The organism is Ensifer sp. D2-11 (assembly GCF_054161295.1).
This window is the reverse complement of sequence record NZ_CP096433.1, coordinates 2,007,416-2,022,328: the sequence shown is the minus strand read 5'-3', so window position 1 is coordinate 2,022,328 and position 14,913 is coordinate 2,007,416. Positions and strand designations below refer to the sequence as shown.

The 14,913-nt window shown below is 62.3% G+C and carries 17 protein-coding genes; 6 read left to right on the top strand and 11 right to left on the bottom strand.

Annotation, left to right across the window (positions count from 1 at the left end):
• The first annotated feature begins 109 nt into the window (after positions 1-109).
• Positions 110-799, top strand: coding sequence for a glutathione S-transferase family protein (locus M1D34_RS09800; protein WP_498778862.1), 690 nt, complete (start codon positions 110-112; stop codon positions 797-799).
• A 102-nt stretch (positions 800-901) separates the two neighbouring features.
• Entirely contained in the window at positions 902-1,324 is a 423-nt protein-coding gene (gene ndk, locus M1D34_RS09795) for a nucleoside-diphosphate kinase (protein ID WP_003531616.1), read from the top strand.
• 52 nt (positions 1,325-1,376) lie between these two features.
• Here the strand turns inward: ndk and M1D34_RS09790 are convergent, their stop codons facing one another.
• The gene (locus tag M1D34_RS09790) at positions 1,377-1,880 is read right to left on the bottom strand and encodes a hypothetical protein (protein ID WP_498778860.1); all 504 of its coding nucleotides are present in this window, start codon (positions 1,878-1,880) and stop codon (positions 1,377-1,379) included.
• Positions 1,877-2,437, bottom strand: coding sequence for a CGNR zinc finger domain-containing protein (locus M1D34_RS09785; RefSeq protein WP_498778858.1), 561 nt, complete (start codon positions 2,435-2,437; stop codon positions 1,877-1,879). The genes M1D34_RS09790 and M1D34_RS09785 overlap by 4 nt, the downstream gene beginning before the upstream one ends.
• 67 nt (positions 2,438-2,504) lie before the next feature.
• Here M1D34_RS09785 and M1D34_RS09780 point away from each other — a divergent pair, with 67 nt between their 5' ends.
• Positions 2,505-3,401 (top strand): branched-chain amino acid ABC transporter permease, encoded by an 897-nt coding sequence (locus tag M1D34_RS09780; RefSeq protein WP_498778856.1) that lies wholly within the window; start codon positions 2,505-2,507, stop codon positions 3,399-3,401.
• Positions 3,402-3,533: 132 nt separating this feature from the next.
• Here the strand turns inward: M1D34_RS09780 and M1D34_RS09775 are convergent, their stop codons facing one another.
• The 5 genes from M1D34_RS09775 to M1D34_RS09755 all read right to left on the bottom strand — a co-directional run bounded on the left by M1D34_RS09775 (position 3,534) and on the right by M1D34_RS09755 (position 7,870).
• Positions 3,534-4,001, bottom strand: coding sequence for a molybdenum cofactor biosynthesis protein MoaE (locus M1D34_RS09775; RefSeq protein ID WP_498778855.1), 468 nt, complete (start codon positions 3,999-4,001; stop codon positions 3,534-3,536).
• A 4-nt stretch (positions 4,002-4,005) separates the two neighbouring features.
• Complete coding sequence (gene moaD / locus M1D34_RS09770; RefSeq protein WP_003531611.1) at positions 4,006-4,266, bottom strand: molybdopterin converting factor subunit 1; 261 nt, start codon at positions 4,264-4,266, stop codon at positions 4,006-4,008.
• Entirely contained in the window at positions 4,263-4,850 is a 588-nt protein-coding gene (gene pgsA / locus M1D34_RS09765; protein ID WP_003531610.1) for a CDP-diacylglycerol--glycerol-3-phosphate 3-phosphatidyltransferase, read from the bottom strand. Before pgsA ends, moaD begins: the two co-directional genes overlap by 4 nt.
• Before the next feature lie 234 nt (positions 4,851-5,084).
• On the bottom strand, positions 5,085-7,109 hold the full coding sequence (gene uvrC / locus M1D34_RS09760) for an excinuclease ABC subunit UvrC (protein WP_498778852.1): 2,025 nt from the start codon (positions 7,107-7,109) through the stop codon (positions 5,085-5,087).
• Positions 7,106-7,870 carry an SDR family oxidoreductase gene (locus tag M1D34_RS09755; protein ID WP_003531608.1) on the bottom strand — a complete coding sequence of 255 codons (765 nt, stop codon included), beginning with the start codon at positions 7,868-7,870 and terminating at the stop codon, positions 7,106-7,108. The genes uvrC and M1D34_RS09755 overlap by 4 nt, the downstream gene beginning before the upstream one ends.
• A 362-nt stretch (positions 7,871-8,232) precedes the next feature.
• Between M1D34_RS09755 and M1D34_RS09750 the strand changes: the two genes are divergently transcribed.
• Positions 8,233-8,871, top strand: a complete 639-nt coding sequence (locus tag M1D34_RS09750) for an outer membrane protein (RefSeq protein WP_003531607.1) — start codon at positions 8,233-8,235, stop codon at positions 8,869-8,871.
• A gap of 240 nt (positions 8,872-9,111) precedes the next feature.
• Here M1D34_RS09750 and M1D34_RS09745 read toward each other — a convergent pair whose 3' ends face one another.
• Genes M1D34_RS09745 through M1D34_RS09730 form a run of 4 tightly spaced genes read right to left on the bottom strand, consistent with a single transcriptional unit; the run spans position 9,112 to position 11,893 of the window.
• Entirely contained in the window at positions 9,112-9,702 is a 591-nt protein-coding gene (locus M1D34_RS09745) for a glutathione S-transferase (RefSeq protein ID WP_003531606.1), read from the bottom strand.
• 14 nt (positions 9,703-9,716) lie between these two features.
• Positions 9,717-10,475, bottom strand: coding sequence for a ribonuclease T2 family protein (locus M1D34_RS09740; RefSeq protein ID WP_498778850.1), 759 nt, complete (start codon positions 10,473-10,475; stop codon positions 9,717-9,719).
• Between the two features lie 53 nt (positions 10,476-10,528).
• Positions 10,529-10,972: a hypothetical protein gene (locus M1D34_RS09735; RefSeq protein ID WP_498778848.1), complete on the bottom strand. Its 444-nt coding sequence runs from the start codon at positions 10,970-10,972 to the stop codon at positions 10,529-10,531.
• A 51-nt stretch (positions 10,973-11,023) separates the two neighbouring features.
• Positions 11,024-11,893 carry a 23S rRNA (adenine(2030)-N(6))-methyltransferase RlmJ gene (locus tag M1D34_RS09730; protein ID WP_498778847.1) on the bottom strand — a complete coding sequence of 290 codons (870 nt, stop codon included), beginning with the start codon at positions 11,891-11,893 and terminating at the stop codon, positions 11,024-11,026.
• Positions 11,894-11,961: 68 nt separating this feature from the next.
• Here M1D34_RS09730 and M1D34_RS09725 point away from each other — a divergent pair, with 68 nt between their 5' ends.
• On the top strand, positions 11,962-14,094 hold the full coding sequence (locus M1D34_RS09725) for a molybdopterin-containing oxidoreductase family protein (RefSeq protein WP_498778846.1): 2,133 nt from the start codon (positions 11,962-11,964) through the stop codon (positions 14,092-14,094).
• 206 nt (positions 14,095-14,300) lie between these two features.
• Complete coding sequence (locus M1D34_RS09720; protein WP_003531602.1) at positions 14,301-14,897, top strand: NUDIX domain-containing protein; 597 nt, start codon at positions 14,301-14,303, stop codon at positions 14,895-14,897.
• The last annotated feature ends 16 nt before the right edge of the window (positions 14,898-14,913 follow it).

The window sequence follows — 14,913 nt, the reverse complement described above, 5'->3', positions numbered from 1 at the left end:
CCTATCGCGAATTCGTATTCCGGTGGCAAATGCCACTCATGAAATTTAATGATTGATCCGCAAGCGATGCTCCCCTTATGTCGCCCGGTAGCGAAGTACAGGAGCCTGAATGACCCGCAAACTCTACGCACTCTCCGGAACCGACACGAGCCGCCCCTTTTCGCCGCATGTGTGGAAGACGAAGCTGTCGCTCGCCCACAAGGGCCTAACCTTCGACATCGCGCCGGTCGGCTTCACCGAGATTCCGAGGCTGGAGCAGGGGGCGACCAAGATCGTTCCGCTGCTGCGCGACGGAGAGAAGCTCGTCAGCGACAGCTTCGATATCGCTCTCTATCTCGAAGAGGCCTATCCCGATCGTCCGCCCCTGTTTTCCGGCGAAGGCGGCAAGGCCATGGCGCGCTTCGTCGAGGGCTGGTCGCAAACGACATTGCACACGGCGATCGGGCGTATCGCGATCATGGACATTCATGACAGCCTCGACCCGATCGACCGGGCTTATTTCCGGGCGAGCCGCGAGGAGCGCTTCGGAAGGCCGCTGGAGGCGGTCGCCGAGGCCGGGCGAGGAGACCTCGAAACCTTCTCGGCGAAGCTCGAACCGATCCGCCACATGCTGAAGTTTCAGCCGTTCCTCGGCGGCGACAGGCCGCTCTTCGCCGATTATATCGTCTTCGGCGCGCTGCAATGGGCACGCATCGTTTCGCCACATCGCCTGCTTGCCGCGGACGACGTCGTCACCGATTGGTTCGAGCGTTGCCTTGACCTTCACGATGGCCTGGGCCGCAGCGTGACAGCGGCGTGAAACTACGGCGCAAGGGGGCGAATCATCGCCGCGCCCCCTTGTTTTGCGCGGAATTGGCGGCTAATGAACCGCCACTTCTCAAGAGCAAGGGAAATTGAGCCAATGGCGATTGAACGTACCTTTTCGATGATCAAGCCGGATGCGACGAAGCGCAATCTGACCGGCGCCATCACCAAGATGCTGGAGGATGCCGGGCTGCGCGTCGTCGCCTCGAAGCGCGTCTGGATGAGCCGCCGCGAAGCCGAAGGCTTCTATGCCGTGCACAAGGAGCGCCCGTTCTTCGGCGAGCTCGTCGAATTCATGTCCTCGGGTCCGACCGTGGTTCAGGTTCTCGAAGGCGAAAACGCCATTGCCAAGAACCGTGAAGTCATGGGCGCTACCAATCCGGCCAACGCTGCCGAGGGCACGATCCGCAAGGTCCACGCTCTTTCGATCGGCGAAAACTCGGTTCACGGTTCCGATGCCCCGGAAACGGCTGCCGAGGAAATCGCCTATTGGTTCTCCGGCACCGAGATCGTCGGCTGATCGGTAAACCAGCGGAGTGATTTTCAAGCCGGGGCGGCGACGCCCCGGCTTTTTACGTCGGGCAGGTGGCGGTCTCGAAGCGCGCCGGCGCCTTGCCGTCCTTGAAGACCTCCGGGTTCTTGTCGTAAGCCGGCCCTTCCACAAGGGGCTTCGCCGGCATCACGTCCTGATCGATGTCCGAAACGACAGTCGTCTCCAGCCTCTGAAGCGATATCCCGTCCGGTCCTTTGACCTCGATGGTCACGGCATAGGGCCTCTGCTTCTTCACGCAGGTGATGTCCGGACTTTCCAGCACCACCTTGTTCAGCTTCGGGAAAAGCTTCCGTTCAAGCGTCAGCGGATTGCCGCCGGCAGGGTTTTCGAAGGTTGCGACGACAGTGCTTCCATCCGGAACCGGCTCCGTCTTGTTGAGCGTGACCATATAGGTCGCATAGGCCAGCCGATAGTTGAACACGAACATCTTGCCGGTCAGTTCGAGCGGATCCCTGCCGCTTTCGCGTTGACAGCCGGCAGCGACCGCTGCGGCGAGCAGAGCGGATATCATGGCTCTCTTCATGGCTTCGGTTCCTCCCTGCTGCGGCGATAATGCCGCCTGGCCTTCGTCCGGTTGCCGCAAACCGCCATGTCGCACCACGTCCTGCTCCGGTTGCGGCTGCGGTCGAGAAACAGCCACGCGCAGTTGGGGCAGATTTTGAGGCGTTCCCTCTCCGGTCCGGCAATGAGGCCAAGTACCGAATGCGCCGTGGCCACATCGAGCGGCGTGCCTTTGCGCGTGTCTGCGGGTTGACGCAGGACGGTGGCGATCGCCTCGAGCAGGTCGGCCAGGAGATCCGGCCGGTCCTCAGTCCTCACCAGGGCGCGGAAATGACGGTCCGTCGCCTCGCGCAATCCGATGAATGCATTTCGGCGCTCTGATTTTGCCGGGACGAGCGTGCCGAAACGGTTCCGTTCGGCGCCGTAGAGATTTGCGGCCTCGGCGAAGGTGTCGATCGCGACCGGGTCGTCGAAGCGATCGGTCCTGCGCTCCGCATCGAAGCGCATGACCACGGAATTGGCGACGTCCAGTGCGAGCGCGCCGCCGGAGAATCGATGTGCGGTCCAGGTGAAGCTCATGCGAAAATCCTAACTGGTAAAAGCCATTTTACCAGTTATAGTACGCTTGTCATCACGCGGATGTGCCATGGCCTATTTTCTGCAGCAGATCGCCAATGCCGTACCCGTGGCCGCGCTTTATGCGGCGCTCGCCTTCGGATACGCGATCGCCTTTGCTGTCACGCGGCGGGCGGACCTGACCTATGGCGCGCTCTTCGCCTTTGCCGGGCAAATCTTCGTGCTCTTCGCGGATGTCGGCTGGAACCGGCTGTGGCTGGTACTGCCGGCGGCGCTCGGGCTCGGGGCGGCAGCGGCGCTCGCGTTCGGGCTCGGTGCCGGTCTTATTGCCGGCCGCTACGTCATGCGGCCCCTGGCTTTTTCCTCCGCCAATGCCGTGGTCGTCGCCTCGCTCGGAAGCCTGCTGGTGCTGATGGAAACGGCCCGGCTCGCCTCCGACACCAGAAGCCTCTGGCTGCCGCCCTTCCTGAACGACGTGGTGGTGTTCTGGCCGAACCCTGCCTTTCCGGTCGCGCTGACGGTCGTGCAACTCGTCAACACCGCGCTCATGATGGCCTTTGTCGCCGGCGGCCATTGGCTGTTGACCCGTTCCTATGCCGGCCGCTACTGGCGCGCCGTTTCCGAGGATCGCAAGGCCGCCGCGCTTTGCGGCATCGATCCGGGAGCGGTCTATATCGCCGCCTATGGCGTGGCGTCGCTGATCGCTGCGTTCTGCGGGATTCTCGCTGCTTCCTATTACGGCAACATGGATTTCGGCACCGGGCTGACCTTCGGGGTCAAGGTCCTGTTCATCGCCGCCATCGGCGGGCAGACTTCGCCGTTATTCGCGGCACTGGGCGCGGCCGGCATCGGCCTCATGGAGACGCTGTGGAGCGCCTATGGACCCATCCTCTGGCGGGACTTCGCCATATTCGGCTTTCTGGTGATCGTGCTCGTGGTCACGCGCCGGGAAAAGATCATTCCCTGATCAGAGCGGGATGAGGAAAAGTGTGTGCGGTTTTCCGCCCGCATCCCGCGTCTCAACTTCTTGGAATCGATCACGCTCATGTTTTTAGGTCGACCCGACCTAAAAACTTCGTGATTCAGGCGGCGTGAGAGATCAGCGGCGCGTCCAGCGATCGCGTGCCGCGTCGTCCGCATCCTTCGCGCTGACCCAATCGCCTGCGCTGCCGTCGGCGTGATGTTCCTTCTTCCAGAAGGGGGCCGAGGTCTTCAGGAAATCCATGATGAAATTCGCGCCATCGAATGCCGCCTGCCGGTGCGGCGAGGCGGTTACCACCAGGACGATATTCGCTCCCGGCTCCATGCGGCCGAAGCGATGGATGGCGGTTGCAGCCTGCAGGCCGAAGCGCTCGACCGCTTCGTGGCATATCCGTTCGATCTCCGCCTCTGCCATGCCGGGATAATGCTCGAGCTCGAGCGCACTGAGGGCTCCGGCCTCGTCCCGGCACAGCCCCGAAAACGTGACCACCGCACCGATGTCCGTCCGCGCACGGCAAAGCGCCGAGACTTCGGCGGTGATGTCGAAGTCGTCGCGCTGGACGCGCACGGTGACGGGGGCGGCCATGGCTTCAGCCGCCCGTCATCGGCGGGAAGAGGGCGATCTCGCGGGCGCCGGCGATCGGCTCGCCGTGCTCCACATGTTCCTGGTTGATCGCCGCGCGGATGACGTTCGCGTGCTCGAAAACCGCGGCATATTCCTCACCGCGGGTCTTCAGATGGCCCAGCAGGTCGGCGATCGTGACGACATTCTCCGGCAGGTCCAGTGTTTCTTCAGGCCTGCCGATGCGCTCGCGAACCCAGGAGAAATAGACGAGGTTTACCGTGCTCATTCGTTGACCACATGTTTCAGGCCGGCGCGGAAATAGTCGTAGCCGGTATAGAGTGTGATGGCCGCGGCGATCCACAGCAGCAGGATACCGGCTTCCGTGACATAGGGCACGATCTTGTCGCCGGCGGGACCGGCGAGCAGGAAGGCGATCGCGACCATCTGGATCGTCGTCTTCCATTTGGCAACCCGCGTCACCGGAACGCTGACCTTGAGGGCTGCAAGATATTCGCGGAGGCCGGAAACCAGTATCTCGCGGCAGAGGATGATGATGGCAGCCCAGATCGACCAGCCGGCGATCGTTCCGTCGGCGGCCACGAGCAGCAGGATCGAGGCGACCAGCAGCTTGTCCGCGATCGGATCGAGCATGCGGCCGATATTCGAGGTCTGCTTCCATATGCGGGCGAGATAGCCGTCGAAGAAATCCGTGATCGAAGCCGCGACAAAGAGGATGAGCGCGGTCCAGCGCGCAAAATCCGAGCTGTGAAGCCGGCCTTCGATGAAGAAGCAGAAGACGATCAGCGGCACGATGAGGATGCGGAAATAGGTCAGCAGATTTGGGATGCTATAGGCTATGGGCGTTGGCATGGATTCGGTTTCTCTGGACACGACAGTCCTCATTTCCCGCCATCTGGGGTCTCGGCGCGATCGATTCTAGTGGTCGAAGCGGGATGCGGGCGGAAACGCCGAACGCCTTTCCTCATCCCCTCCGGGTTCAGCTGTACAGAATGACTTTGCGACCATAAGGTCAACAGATCATTGCGTGACGCCTGTCATATTTGGCGGATTTCGCCTGAACGCAGGCTGAACCGCGCCGCCCCGTCATTTGGCGGCGTCCTCGTGGAAATGCTCGTAGACGATACGGGCGACCGTTTCGGAAATGCCGTTTACCGACATCAGGTCGTTGATGCCGGCGCGGGACACGGCTTTGGCGGTTCCGAAATGGGTGAGGAGCGCGCGTTTGCGCGTCGGGCCGATTCCGGCGATCTCGTCGAGCGGATTCTTGACCATTTCCTTTTTCCGGCGAGCCCGGTGCGAGCCGATCGCGAAACGGTGCGCTTCGTCGCGCAGACGCTGGATGAAGTAGAGGACGGGGTCGCGCGGCGGCAGAGTGAAGCTTTCCCGGCCTTCGGCGAAGAAACGCTCGCGCCCGGCGTCGCGGTCGACGCCCTTGGCGACGCCGATCGCCGTCACGCAGTCCTCAATGCCGAGTTCCTTGAGAATCGTACGAACTGCCGTCATCTGGCCCTGGCCGCCATCGATCAGGATGACGTCGGGCCACGCGGGGAAACCGGCATCCTCAACCGGCTCTGCGGACCGATCCGGCTTGCCCTCCTCTTTCAGGAGGCGGGAGAAGCGCCGCGTCATGACCTCGCGCATCATGCCGAAATCGTCGCCCGGCGTGATGTCGGTCGATTTTATGTTGAACTTTCGGTACTGGCCTTTGACGAAGCCCTCCGGGCCGGCGACGACCATGCCGCCCACCGCATTGGTGCCCATAATATGCGAGTTGTCGTAGATCTCGATGCGGCGCGGCACGTAAGGGAGTTGGAAGGTTGCGGCAAAGCCTTCGAGCAGGCGCCCCTGCGAAGCCGTTTCGGCGAGCTTGCGGCCATGCGCCTCGCGGGCGTTTGCGAGCGCATGCTCGACGAGATCCTTCTTCTCTCCGCGCTGCGGCACGAGGATCGAGACCTTGTAGCCGGATTTCTCGCTGAGCGCCTGTGCAAGCAGTTCCTGTTCCTCGACGGGGGCGCAGAGCAGGACCTGCCGCGGACAGGGCTTGTCGTCATAGAACTGCGCAAGAAACGCGCTGAGCACCTCGGCAGGGGGAATCGAAGGATCGGCTTTCGGAAAATAGGCGCGATTGCCCCAGTTCTGCCCCGTCCGGAAGAAGAACACCTGGATGCAGGAGATGCCGCCTTCGTGATGGATGGCGAAGACGTCCGCTTCCTCGACGCCGGCCGGGTTGATGCCCTGGTGGCTCTGGACGTGGCTCAGCGCGGCCAGCCGGTCGCGGTAAAGCGCGGCCCGCTCGAAATCGAGGTTCTCCGAAGCCTCGGCCATGGCGGAGGCAATGGTCGCCTTCACCGCCTGGCTCTTGCCGGAGAGAAAATCCTTGGCTTCGCTGACCAGTTCCGCGTAATCCGCATCGCTGACCTCGTTCGTGCACGGCGCGGAACAACGCTTGATCTGATAGAGCAGACAGGGGCGCGTGCGTGTTTCGAAGACACTGTCGGTGCAGGTTCTGAGAAGAAAGGCGCGCTGCAGCGAGTTGATCGTGCGTCCGACTGCTCCGGCCGAGGCGAAGGGGCCGAAATAGTCGCCCTTGCGGCTGCGCGCGCCGCGATGCTTGTAGAGCGCCGGCGCACGCGTATCGCCGGTGACGACGATATAGGGGAAGGACTTGTCGTCGCGCAGAAGCACGTTGAAGCGCGGGCGCAGGCGCTTGATGAGGTTTGCTTCGAGCAGCAGCGCCTCGATCTCCGTCCGCGTCGTCACGAATTCCATATGCGCAGTCTCGCGAACCATGCGCGCGATGCGGTTCGAGTGGCCTCGCCCCTGCGCATAGTTGCTCACCCGCTTCTTCAGGCTGCGGGCCTTGCCGACATAGAGCACGTCGCCGGCCTCGTTGAGCATCCGGTAGACGCCGGGCCCGTTCGGCAGGCGCTTGACGAAGGCCTGGATGAGTTCGGCTCCCTTGAGGCCCGCCGCTTCCGGCAGGCTCTCCGCCCATCCTATTGCCGGCGCCGGCCGTTCGGCCTCGGTCACTTCGACCAGATCGTCTTCGTCGTCGGTCTCCGTGGCGTCGTAAAGGATGCCGCCATCGGTGGGCGTCTGCCCGTTCATTCCACTATCTCCCGAATATCCGGCGTCTCCCAGGCAAGGTGCTGGCCGCCGTCGAGTGCAATCATCTGTCCGGTAACCGACGGCGTGTCGAAAAGGAAGCGGATCGCGCGTCCGAATTCCTCGAGCGCCGGACCGCGCCTGAGGATGAGCGCCTCGACCTGGGCCTCGAAATCACGCGGATCCTGTCGCTCGTTGGGCAGCGTCGGCCCGGGTCCGATGCCGTTGACGCGAATGTCGGGGGCGAGCGCCTGGGCCATCGTCTGGGTTGCCGTCCACAGCGCCGATTTGGACAACATATAGGAATAAAAGCGCGGATTTGGAGACCAGACGCGCTGATCGATGACATTGACGATCAGACCGGAGACGTCGGCCGGCCGCTGCAGCGCAAAATCGCGGGCGAGCAGGGAGGGGGCTTTGACATGCAGCGCGAAGTGCCGCTCCCAGACCGCTTCGTCGAACTCGGCGAGGCTGTCCTTGTTGAATACCGAGGCATTGTTGACGAGGAGATCCAGCGGACCGAGCAAGGCTGTTGCCTCCGCGACGAGCCCGGAGGCGGCGCCGACCTCGGTAAGATCGGCCCTGAGCGCGACCGCCCTCGCGCCGGTCTTTCCAAGCTTCCCGGCGAGCGCCTCCGCTTCTGCGAACGATCCGTTCGCGTGAATGGCGAGCGCGAAACCGTGCGCCGCCAGATCCTCGACTATTGCCCTGCCGATGCGTCGGGCGCCGCCGGTAACGAGCGCCGCCTTGAGTGTCCTTTTCAACGTTTCGTCCCGTTCTTCGAATCCTGATGCCGAGTGGCAGAAGATATAGGCTGGAAACGCTCGCCGAAACTCTCGCCGGACGATTCATTTCTGAAAAATTAACGCGGAAGCCGTAATTTGCATCAGTTTGTATTGCTATAGTATATCTTTCGTTAATCTTGAATCGTGGTTAATAAAGTACCTGTGTCTGCGCTGCAACATCGCATTTCAGTCGCGTTGCCGCCACTAAAATTTCACATTTTGGCTCTTGAGATTCCTCATTTCCTGATCAATTTCGGGTCAACCGGGCGGGTTAATTGCAGATGTCCGGTGTTCCGCTGAGAAACAACTAAAACGGAACGCCGGTTCGAAAGGAGAATAGTATGCGTACGCTCACCACCACCCTCATGGCCTCGGCCATGGCCCTCGTTGCCTTCCAGGCCGCCCACGCCGCTGACGTGGTCGACGAAGTTCCGGCTGCTCCGGCTGCCGAATATACCGAACCGGCAGTGCGCAACTGGTCCGGCGCCTATGTCGGCGGCACCATCGACTGGCACCATGGCGAGGCCGATGCGACCGGCAACAATAAGTCGGTCGGTTTCGGTGGCGGTCTCTATGGCGGTTACAATGTCCAGGACGGCCAGATGGTTTATGGCGGTGAAGCCGACGTAAACTACACCGGCAACGACTCCCGCTCCAGCGGCCGCCGCGTCAAGCAGGGTGTCAACGGCTCGGTCCGCGGTCGCGTCGGTGTCGACCTGAACCCGGTCCTCGTCTACGGCACGGCCGGTGTCGCACTCGGCAATGCCAAGCTTTCGACTCCGGCAGGCTCCGACGACAAGACCCTTGTCGGTTGGACCGCAGGCGTCGGCGCCGAAACCTTCGTCACCGACAACATCACTGCGCGTGCCGAATACCGCTACACGGATTACGGCTCCAAGGACTTCCGCGCCGGCGGTTCGACGATCTCGTCCGGTTACGACGAGCACAGCGTCAAACTCGGTATGGGCGTCAAGTTCTGATCCGTCCAACACGATCGAAAAAAAGGCCGGGGCGACCCGGCCTTTTTGTATTGTGGGCTGCTTTACGTGCCCCTCATCCGCCTGCCGGCACCTTCTCCCCGCAAGCGGGGCGAAGGGGATAAGCGGCAAGCGCCAGGCCTCTTTCGCCGTTGAATTCGGGGCAAGGCGGGGCTGCGTGTCCCTTCTCCCCGCCTGCGGGGAGAAGGTCGCGGCAGAGGGATGAGGGGCACGCGCAAAAGCTCAAGCCTTGAACTTCGAATAATCAGGGAAGTGCTTTTCGAATTTGGCAGGCCAGTTCTTCAGCTTGGGCCGGCCCTTCTGCCATTCGCCGGCGAAGCGCAGTTCGATGTAGCGCAGCGTGGCGGCGAGCGCGAAGTGACCGGCATTGAGCTTGCTGCCGGTCTTGGGCAGGTTCGCTTCGAGGTGGTCGAGCCCCCGTTCCACCTTGTCCCATTGCCGGTCGATCCAGGGCTGGTGCACCTTTTCAGGCGGATGGAAGCGTTTCTCGTAGACGATAGCGAGCAGGCTGTCGCAAATGCCGTCGCAAAGCGCCTCGAAGATCTCGATCCGGGTACGCTTTTCGTGATTCTTCGGATAGAGCTTGCCCCCGGTTTCACGATCGATGAAATGCATGATCGCCCGGCTGTCGTAGATTGCCAGGCCGTCCGCGGTTATCAGCGTCGGAATCTTGCCCAGCGGGTTGTTGTCGATCAGCTGCGGCGGATTGGAATTGGTTTCCGTGAGAACGCTTTCCGCCGCGATTCCGGCATGATGAGCCGCCATGCGGACCTTGTTCGAATAGGGGGAGGCGGGCGAGTAGAGTATCTTCATCCGATGTCTTTCCATCATGGTGCTGGAGGCAGCGAGACGGTGTCTCGTCTGCAGGCCTGTCGGTCGACTTGAGGACAAGCCCTGAATTTCAGTTCCTTGTCGAAGCAGATCCTGGTTTCTTCGAGTAGCCTGCCTTCGCAGGTAACAGCGATCGACTCGCTCGTCATCCCGGAATTTTTCTTCTCGAAGGCCGCTTCGATCGCCTGGACGGAGAGGCTCTCCGCGCCGTCCGCAGTCGTCAATTCCGGAGGAATGGTGAGCCTCTCATGCGCGGCGCGCGTGACCGCGAAATAATCCCTCTGGCTGAGGCCAGAACAGGTGCCGTGCTTGCGCCACTGGTGGCCGATAAGGCCCATAGAGGGGATGAGGTCGAAATATTGCCGTCCGAGCGATTCGGGCACGCGGTCCGAGTGCCGCGTCCGGCAATATTCCGGATAGCCGTTTTCGTTCTGCGGCCAGAGTCCGTGTACGATCAGGCCATGTCCGCTGCCGGTTTCGCACTGATCGGACTTGCCTTTGGGATCGTTGGCGTCGCACCAGGTCGGCGACCAGGAGAGGGAAAGCACGTAGAAGTCGAAGCCCGTGCCGACGGGCACAGGCGCGATTGACGCACTTCTCGCCAAATCTTTCGAGGGGTTCGGGGCAGTCTGGCTGCCGTCTTCACCGCCACAGCCGACAAGGGTACCAAGGACGACGATTGCCGGCAGCAGCCAGAAACGCGTCGCGTTCGATCGAATTCGTGAGATGCGCTTCAGCTTTTTGTACTCATGCATGTCGTTGTCCCAAAACCGCTGCGCACTTTTGGGCGACATGCGTCAGGTGCTGATCACCGAAGCGAAGCGCAGTTGGCGCCGTAGACATACCATGGGTCGAGGCCGCCGACGCAGAACTCGATATTGGACCCGACGCCGGCAAAGCCCCATGGTCTCTCGATCAGATACCACATCGGGCGCCGAACGCCGTCCGTCGTCAACGCGGTCGCGTAGCAATATTCGCGTTCCACCAGATGGGTGTAATCGCGCGGTTCGAAGCGGCTCTGACCCATTTCGCGGATCTCGGCGATGGCGATGTTGGCGCGCAGGTAGTTCGCCGCCTTGTAGTCGAAGCGTCGGGTGATGAAGCCGAGGACGGAGGGGTTGCCGCAAACGCCGACGTCGTAGGTGTGCCGGGCGACGGGAACTTCCGCAAAGTCTGCGGCGGCCACGCTGCTGGCCATGCCGGCAACGAGGGAAAGCGAGGTGAGAAGCATTGCGGCAAGCTTGCAAGTCATGGCTACCTCCCTGAGTCGTCGTAAGAGATTGAAGCCACAGAACCTTATCCGTCAAGGCCCTCGATTGAGCGGCGCCTCGCCGCGCAGCCAGAAGCAACGTCCCGAAGCGAAACGATCCTGGGCGAGTTGTGTCTTCAGGTAGGGTAGGAGGATGTCGAGTTCGCCTTTCAACGTGAAGGGCGGGTTGACGATGACGAGGCCCGATCCCGCGAGCCCCGTGGTAACGCGATCGCTGCGCACCGACAGTTCGGCGCAAAGCATCTTCGGGATTTCCAAAGCCTTGAGCGACTCGTGAAAATCCCTGATCGGCGCGCCCTTCTTCAGCGGATACCAGAGGCAGTAGATGCCGCCGGTGAACCGGCGGTATGCCTTGGCAAGCCCATCCACCAGCCGCTCATACTCGCCTTCGGCTTCGAACGGAGGATCGACGAGAACGAGCCCTCGCTTTTCCTTCGGCGGCAGGTGTGCGCCCAGCGCCAGCCAGCCGTCGAGCCGGGTGATGCGGCTCTGGAAATCGCCTTCGAAGAGCCGGTGCAGCGCCTCGTGATCCTCCGGATGAAGTTCCATGGCCGACAGCCGGTCCTGCGGACGAAACAACATGCGGGCGAGCTTCGGCGACCCCGGATAATGCATGAGGCCGCCTTCGGGATTGAGGTCGCGAACGGCGGAAAGATATGGTTCGAGAATGGCGGCGACCGGGGCGGGAAGCTCGGCCTCGATCAGCCTTCCGATGCCCTCGCGCCATTCGCCGGTCTTCTGCGCTTCCTCGCTCGAAAGGTCGTAAACGCCGATCCCCGCATGGGTGTCCAGCACGCGGAAGGCCTTGTTCTTCTGCTTCAGATAGGTGACGAGCCGCGCCAGCACCGCGTGCTTCAGGACATCGGCGAAGTTGCCCGCGTGGTAGATGTGCCGGTAGTTCATAAGCGTTGCCGATGGCCGCGATCAATTGTTTCGATGAATGGCGAATGGGGCTTTGAGCGTCCCTGGCCATGCCATATAGAAAAGCCATGAACGTTGCGACCCCTATCAGACAAGAAAAGACCATCGGCCATTCGGTCTGTCCGCATGACTGTCCCTCGGCTTGTGCGCTGGAGGTCGACCTCACCGCCGAGGGCCGGATCGGGCGCGTACGCGGCGCGGCGGAAAACACCTACACCGCCGGGGTCATCTGCGCCAAAGTCGCCCGCTATGCGGAGCGTATCTATCATCCCGGCCGCTTGATGGTGCCGCAACGCCGGGTCGGCGCGAAGGGCGAGGGGCGTTGGCAGGAGATTTCCTGGGAGACGGCCCTCGACGAGATCGCCGACCAGTTCGTCAAGGCCGAACAGAGACACGGCTCGGAGGCGGTCTGGCCCTATTTCTATGCCGGGACCATGGGGCAGGTGCAGCGCGACTCCATCGAGCGGCTGCGCCACGCCAAGCGTTATTCCGGCTTCTTCGGGTCGATCTGCACCAACATGGCCTGGACCGGCTACACCATGGCGACCGGTACCCTGCGCGGACCGGACCCAAGGGAGATGGCCAAGTCCGATTGCGTGGTGATCTGGGGCACCAATGCGGTGGCGACGCAGGTCAACGTCATGACCCACGCGGTCAAGGCGCGAAAGGAGCGCGGCGCCAAGATCGTCGTCATCGACGTCTACGACAATCCGACGATCAAGCAGGCCGATATGGGGCTGGTCCTGAAGCCCGGCACCGACGCGGCGCTCGCCTGCGCCGTCATGCACGTCGCCTTCCGCGACGGTCATGCGGACCGCGCCTACATGGCTGAATTCGCCGAAGATCCCGCGGGACTCGAAGCGCATCTGAAGACGCGCGGACCGGAATGGGCCTCCGCGATCACCGGGCTTTCGGTGGAGGAGATCGAAGCCTTCGCGAGACTCGTCGGAACGACGCCGCGGACCTATTTCCGTCTCGGCTACGGCTTCACCCGCCAGCGCAACGGTTCCGTCGCGATCCATGCCGCAGCCTCCGTTGCCACGGTGCTCGGCTCCTGGAAACATGAGGGCGGCGGCGCCTTCCATTCGAACAACGACATTTTCCGGCTGGACAAGCGCGAACTCGTCGGCAGCGCCTTTCACGATCCGGATGTGCGCATGCTCGACCAGTCGCAGATCGGCCGCGTTCTGACCGGAGATGCCGAAGCGCTTCGCCATCGCGGCCCCGTGACGGCACTGCTCATCCAGAACACCAATCCGGTCAATGTCGCACCGGAGCAGCGGCTGGTGAAGCGCGGCTTCCTGCGCGACGACGTCTTCGTCGCCGTGCACGAGCAATTCATGACGGACACCGCGCAGCTCGCGGATATCGTCCTGCCGGCCACCATGTTCCTCGAGCACGACGATCTTTATCGCGGTGGCGGCCACCAGCATATCCTGCTCGGGCCGAAGGTCGTCGAGCCGCCGCCGACCGTGCGCACCAATCTTTTCGTCATCGAAGAGCTGGCAAAGCGTCTCGGCGTTGCAGACTGTCCCGGCTTCCGCCTGACGGAACGGCAGCATATCGACCAATTGCTCGCCAATTACGGCATTGGCTACGACGAGATGAAAGAGCGGAAATGGCTCGATTGCCAGCCGGCTTTCGACGAGGCGCATTTCCTCAACGGTTTCGGGCATCCGGACGGCAGGTTCCGGTTCAAGGCGGATTGGACGGGTACGCCCGCGCCGAACCGGCCACCGAAGGCGATGGGGGCTCAGGGGCCGCACGGTCAGCTTCCCGAGTTTCCCGATCACGTCGACCTCATCGAGGTGGCCGACGAGCGGCATCCGTTCCGGCTGGCCACGTCGCCGGCGCGTTCCTTCCTCAATTCCACCTTTGCCGAAACCCCGTCCTCGATCCAGAAGGAGGGCCGGCCGGAAGTCATGATCCATGCGGAGGATGCGGCCGAACTCGGTATCGCCGAGGGCGACGTCGTCAGGCTCGGCAACGGGCGTGGTGAAATCCGCCTGCACGCGAAGATCGGAGGGGGCACCCGTCGCGGCGTCGTCATCGCCGAAGGGCTTTGGCCCAATGGCGCCCACCTGGACGGGGAGGGGATCAACGTTTTGACCGGTGCCGATGCCGTGGCACCCTATGGCGGAGCCGCATTCCACGACAACCGCGTCTGGATGCGCCGGGCCTGACCGCGCCGCTCTCGAGTTCACGATGATTTTAGTCGGGTCGACCTAAAACCATCGTGAACGATTCTAATAAATTCAGGCGCGGCATAGGAAACGTGTCGGAGGACGGCAATCTCTCCGCCCCCTCATTCCTGTGACAAGCACAGGGATGAGGGAGGAAACAAGTCCCGGCGAGCATCCCGAATTTCAACAGGCCTAAAGGACTTCCCATGACCAAAAACGCAGACGCGCGCTTCCGGATCATCGATCGCAAGACGGTCTGGGATGGCTTCATCAATCTCGAGCAGATCACGATCGAGCAGGAAATGTCCGACGGCAGCACCGCGCGCCTCGTGCGTGAAGTGCACGACCACGGCCGAGCCGCAACGATCCTCCTCTTCGATCCGGAGCGGCAGGTGGTGGTTCTCGTCCGCCAGCTGCGCCTGCCGGTTTTCCTGCAGGGGGAAACGGGATATCTCCTCGAAGCGCCGGCGGGCCTCCTCGACGGCGAAGCCCCGGAAGTCGCGATCTGCCGCGAGGCGATGGAGGAAACCGGCTACCGCATCGAGACGGCCATGCATCTCTTCGATGCCTATATGAGCCCCGGCTCCATTACGGAGCGCACGAGCTTCTTCCTCGGTCTCATCGATATATCAAAGAAGGTCGCGGCGGGCGGCGGACTTGCGCATGAGGGCGAGGACATCGAGGTGTTGGAAATTTCCTTCGACGAAGCCGTCGCGAGGATAGGCACCGGCGAGATCTGCGATGCGAAAACCATCATGCTTCTGCAGTGGGCTATGCTCAACCGTGCCTCGCTCGCCAAGTAATCGCCTGATATTCTAT

Bases quoted from the DNA above. Each gene is read 5' to 3' on its own strand.
- M1D34_RS09740 (WP_498778850.1), bottom strand. From the start codon at position 10,475: ATGCATGAGTACAAAAAGCTGAAGCGCATCTCACGAATTCGATCGAAC.
- M1D34_RS09780 (WP_498778856.1), top strand. From the start codon at position 2,505: ATGGCCTATTTTCTGCAGCAGATCGCCAATGCCGTACCCGTGGCCGCG.
- pgsA (WP_003531610.1), bottom strand. From the start codon at position 4,850: ATGCCAACGCCCATAGCCTATAGCATCCCAAATCTGCTGACCTATTTC.
- M1D34_RS09750 (WP_003531607.1), top strand. From the start codon at position 8,233: ATGCGTACGCTCACCACCACCCTCATGGCCTCGGCCATGGCCCTCGTT.
- uvrC (WP_498778852.1), bottom strand. From the start codon at position 7,109: ATGAACGGGCAGACGCCCACCGATGGCGGCATCCTTTACGACGCCACG.
- M1D34_RS09745 (WP_003531606.1), bottom strand. From the start codon at position 9,702: ATGAAGATACTCTACTCGCCCGCCTCCCCCTATTCGAACAAGGTCCGC.
- M1D34_RS09790 (WP_498778860.1), bottom strand. From the start codon at position 1,880: ATGAAGAGAGCCATGATATCCGCTCTGCTCGCCGCAGCGGTCGCTGCC.
- M1D34_RS09735 (WP_498778848.1), bottom strand. From the start codon at position 10,972: ATGACTTGCAAGCTTGCCGCAATGCTTCTCACCTCGCTTTCCCTCGTT.
- M1D34_RS09730 (WP_498778847.1), bottom strand. From the start codon at position 11,893: ATGAACTACCGGCACATCTACCACGCGGGCAACTTCGCCGATGTCCTG.
- ndk (WP_003531616.1), top strand. From the start codon at position 902: ATGGCGATTGAACGTACCTTTTCGATGATCAAGCCGGATGCGACGAAG.
- M1D34_RS09720 (WP_003531602.1), top strand. From the start codon at position 14,301: ATGACCAAAAACGCAGACGCGCGCTTCCGGATCATCGATCGCAAGACG.
- M1D34_RS09785 (WP_498778858.1), bottom strand. From the start codon at position 2,437: ATGAGCTTCACCTGGACCGCACATCGATTCTCCGGCGGCGCGCTCGCA.
- M1D34_RS09775 (WP_498778855.1), bottom strand. From the start codon at position 4,001: ATGGCCGCCCCCGTCACCGTGCGCGTCCAGCGCGACGACTTCGACATC.
- M1D34_RS09800 (WP_498778862.1), top strand. From the start codon at position 110: ATGACCCGCAAACTCTACGCACTCTCCGGAACCGACACGAGCCGCCCC.
- M1D34_RS09725 (WP_498778846.1), top strand. From the start codon at position 11,962: ATGCCATATAGAAAAGCCATGAACGTTGCGACCCCTATCAGACAAGAA.
- moaD (WP_003531611.1), bottom strand. From the start codon at position 4,266: ATGAGCACGGTAAACCTCGTCTATTTCTCCTGGGTTCGCGAGCGCATC.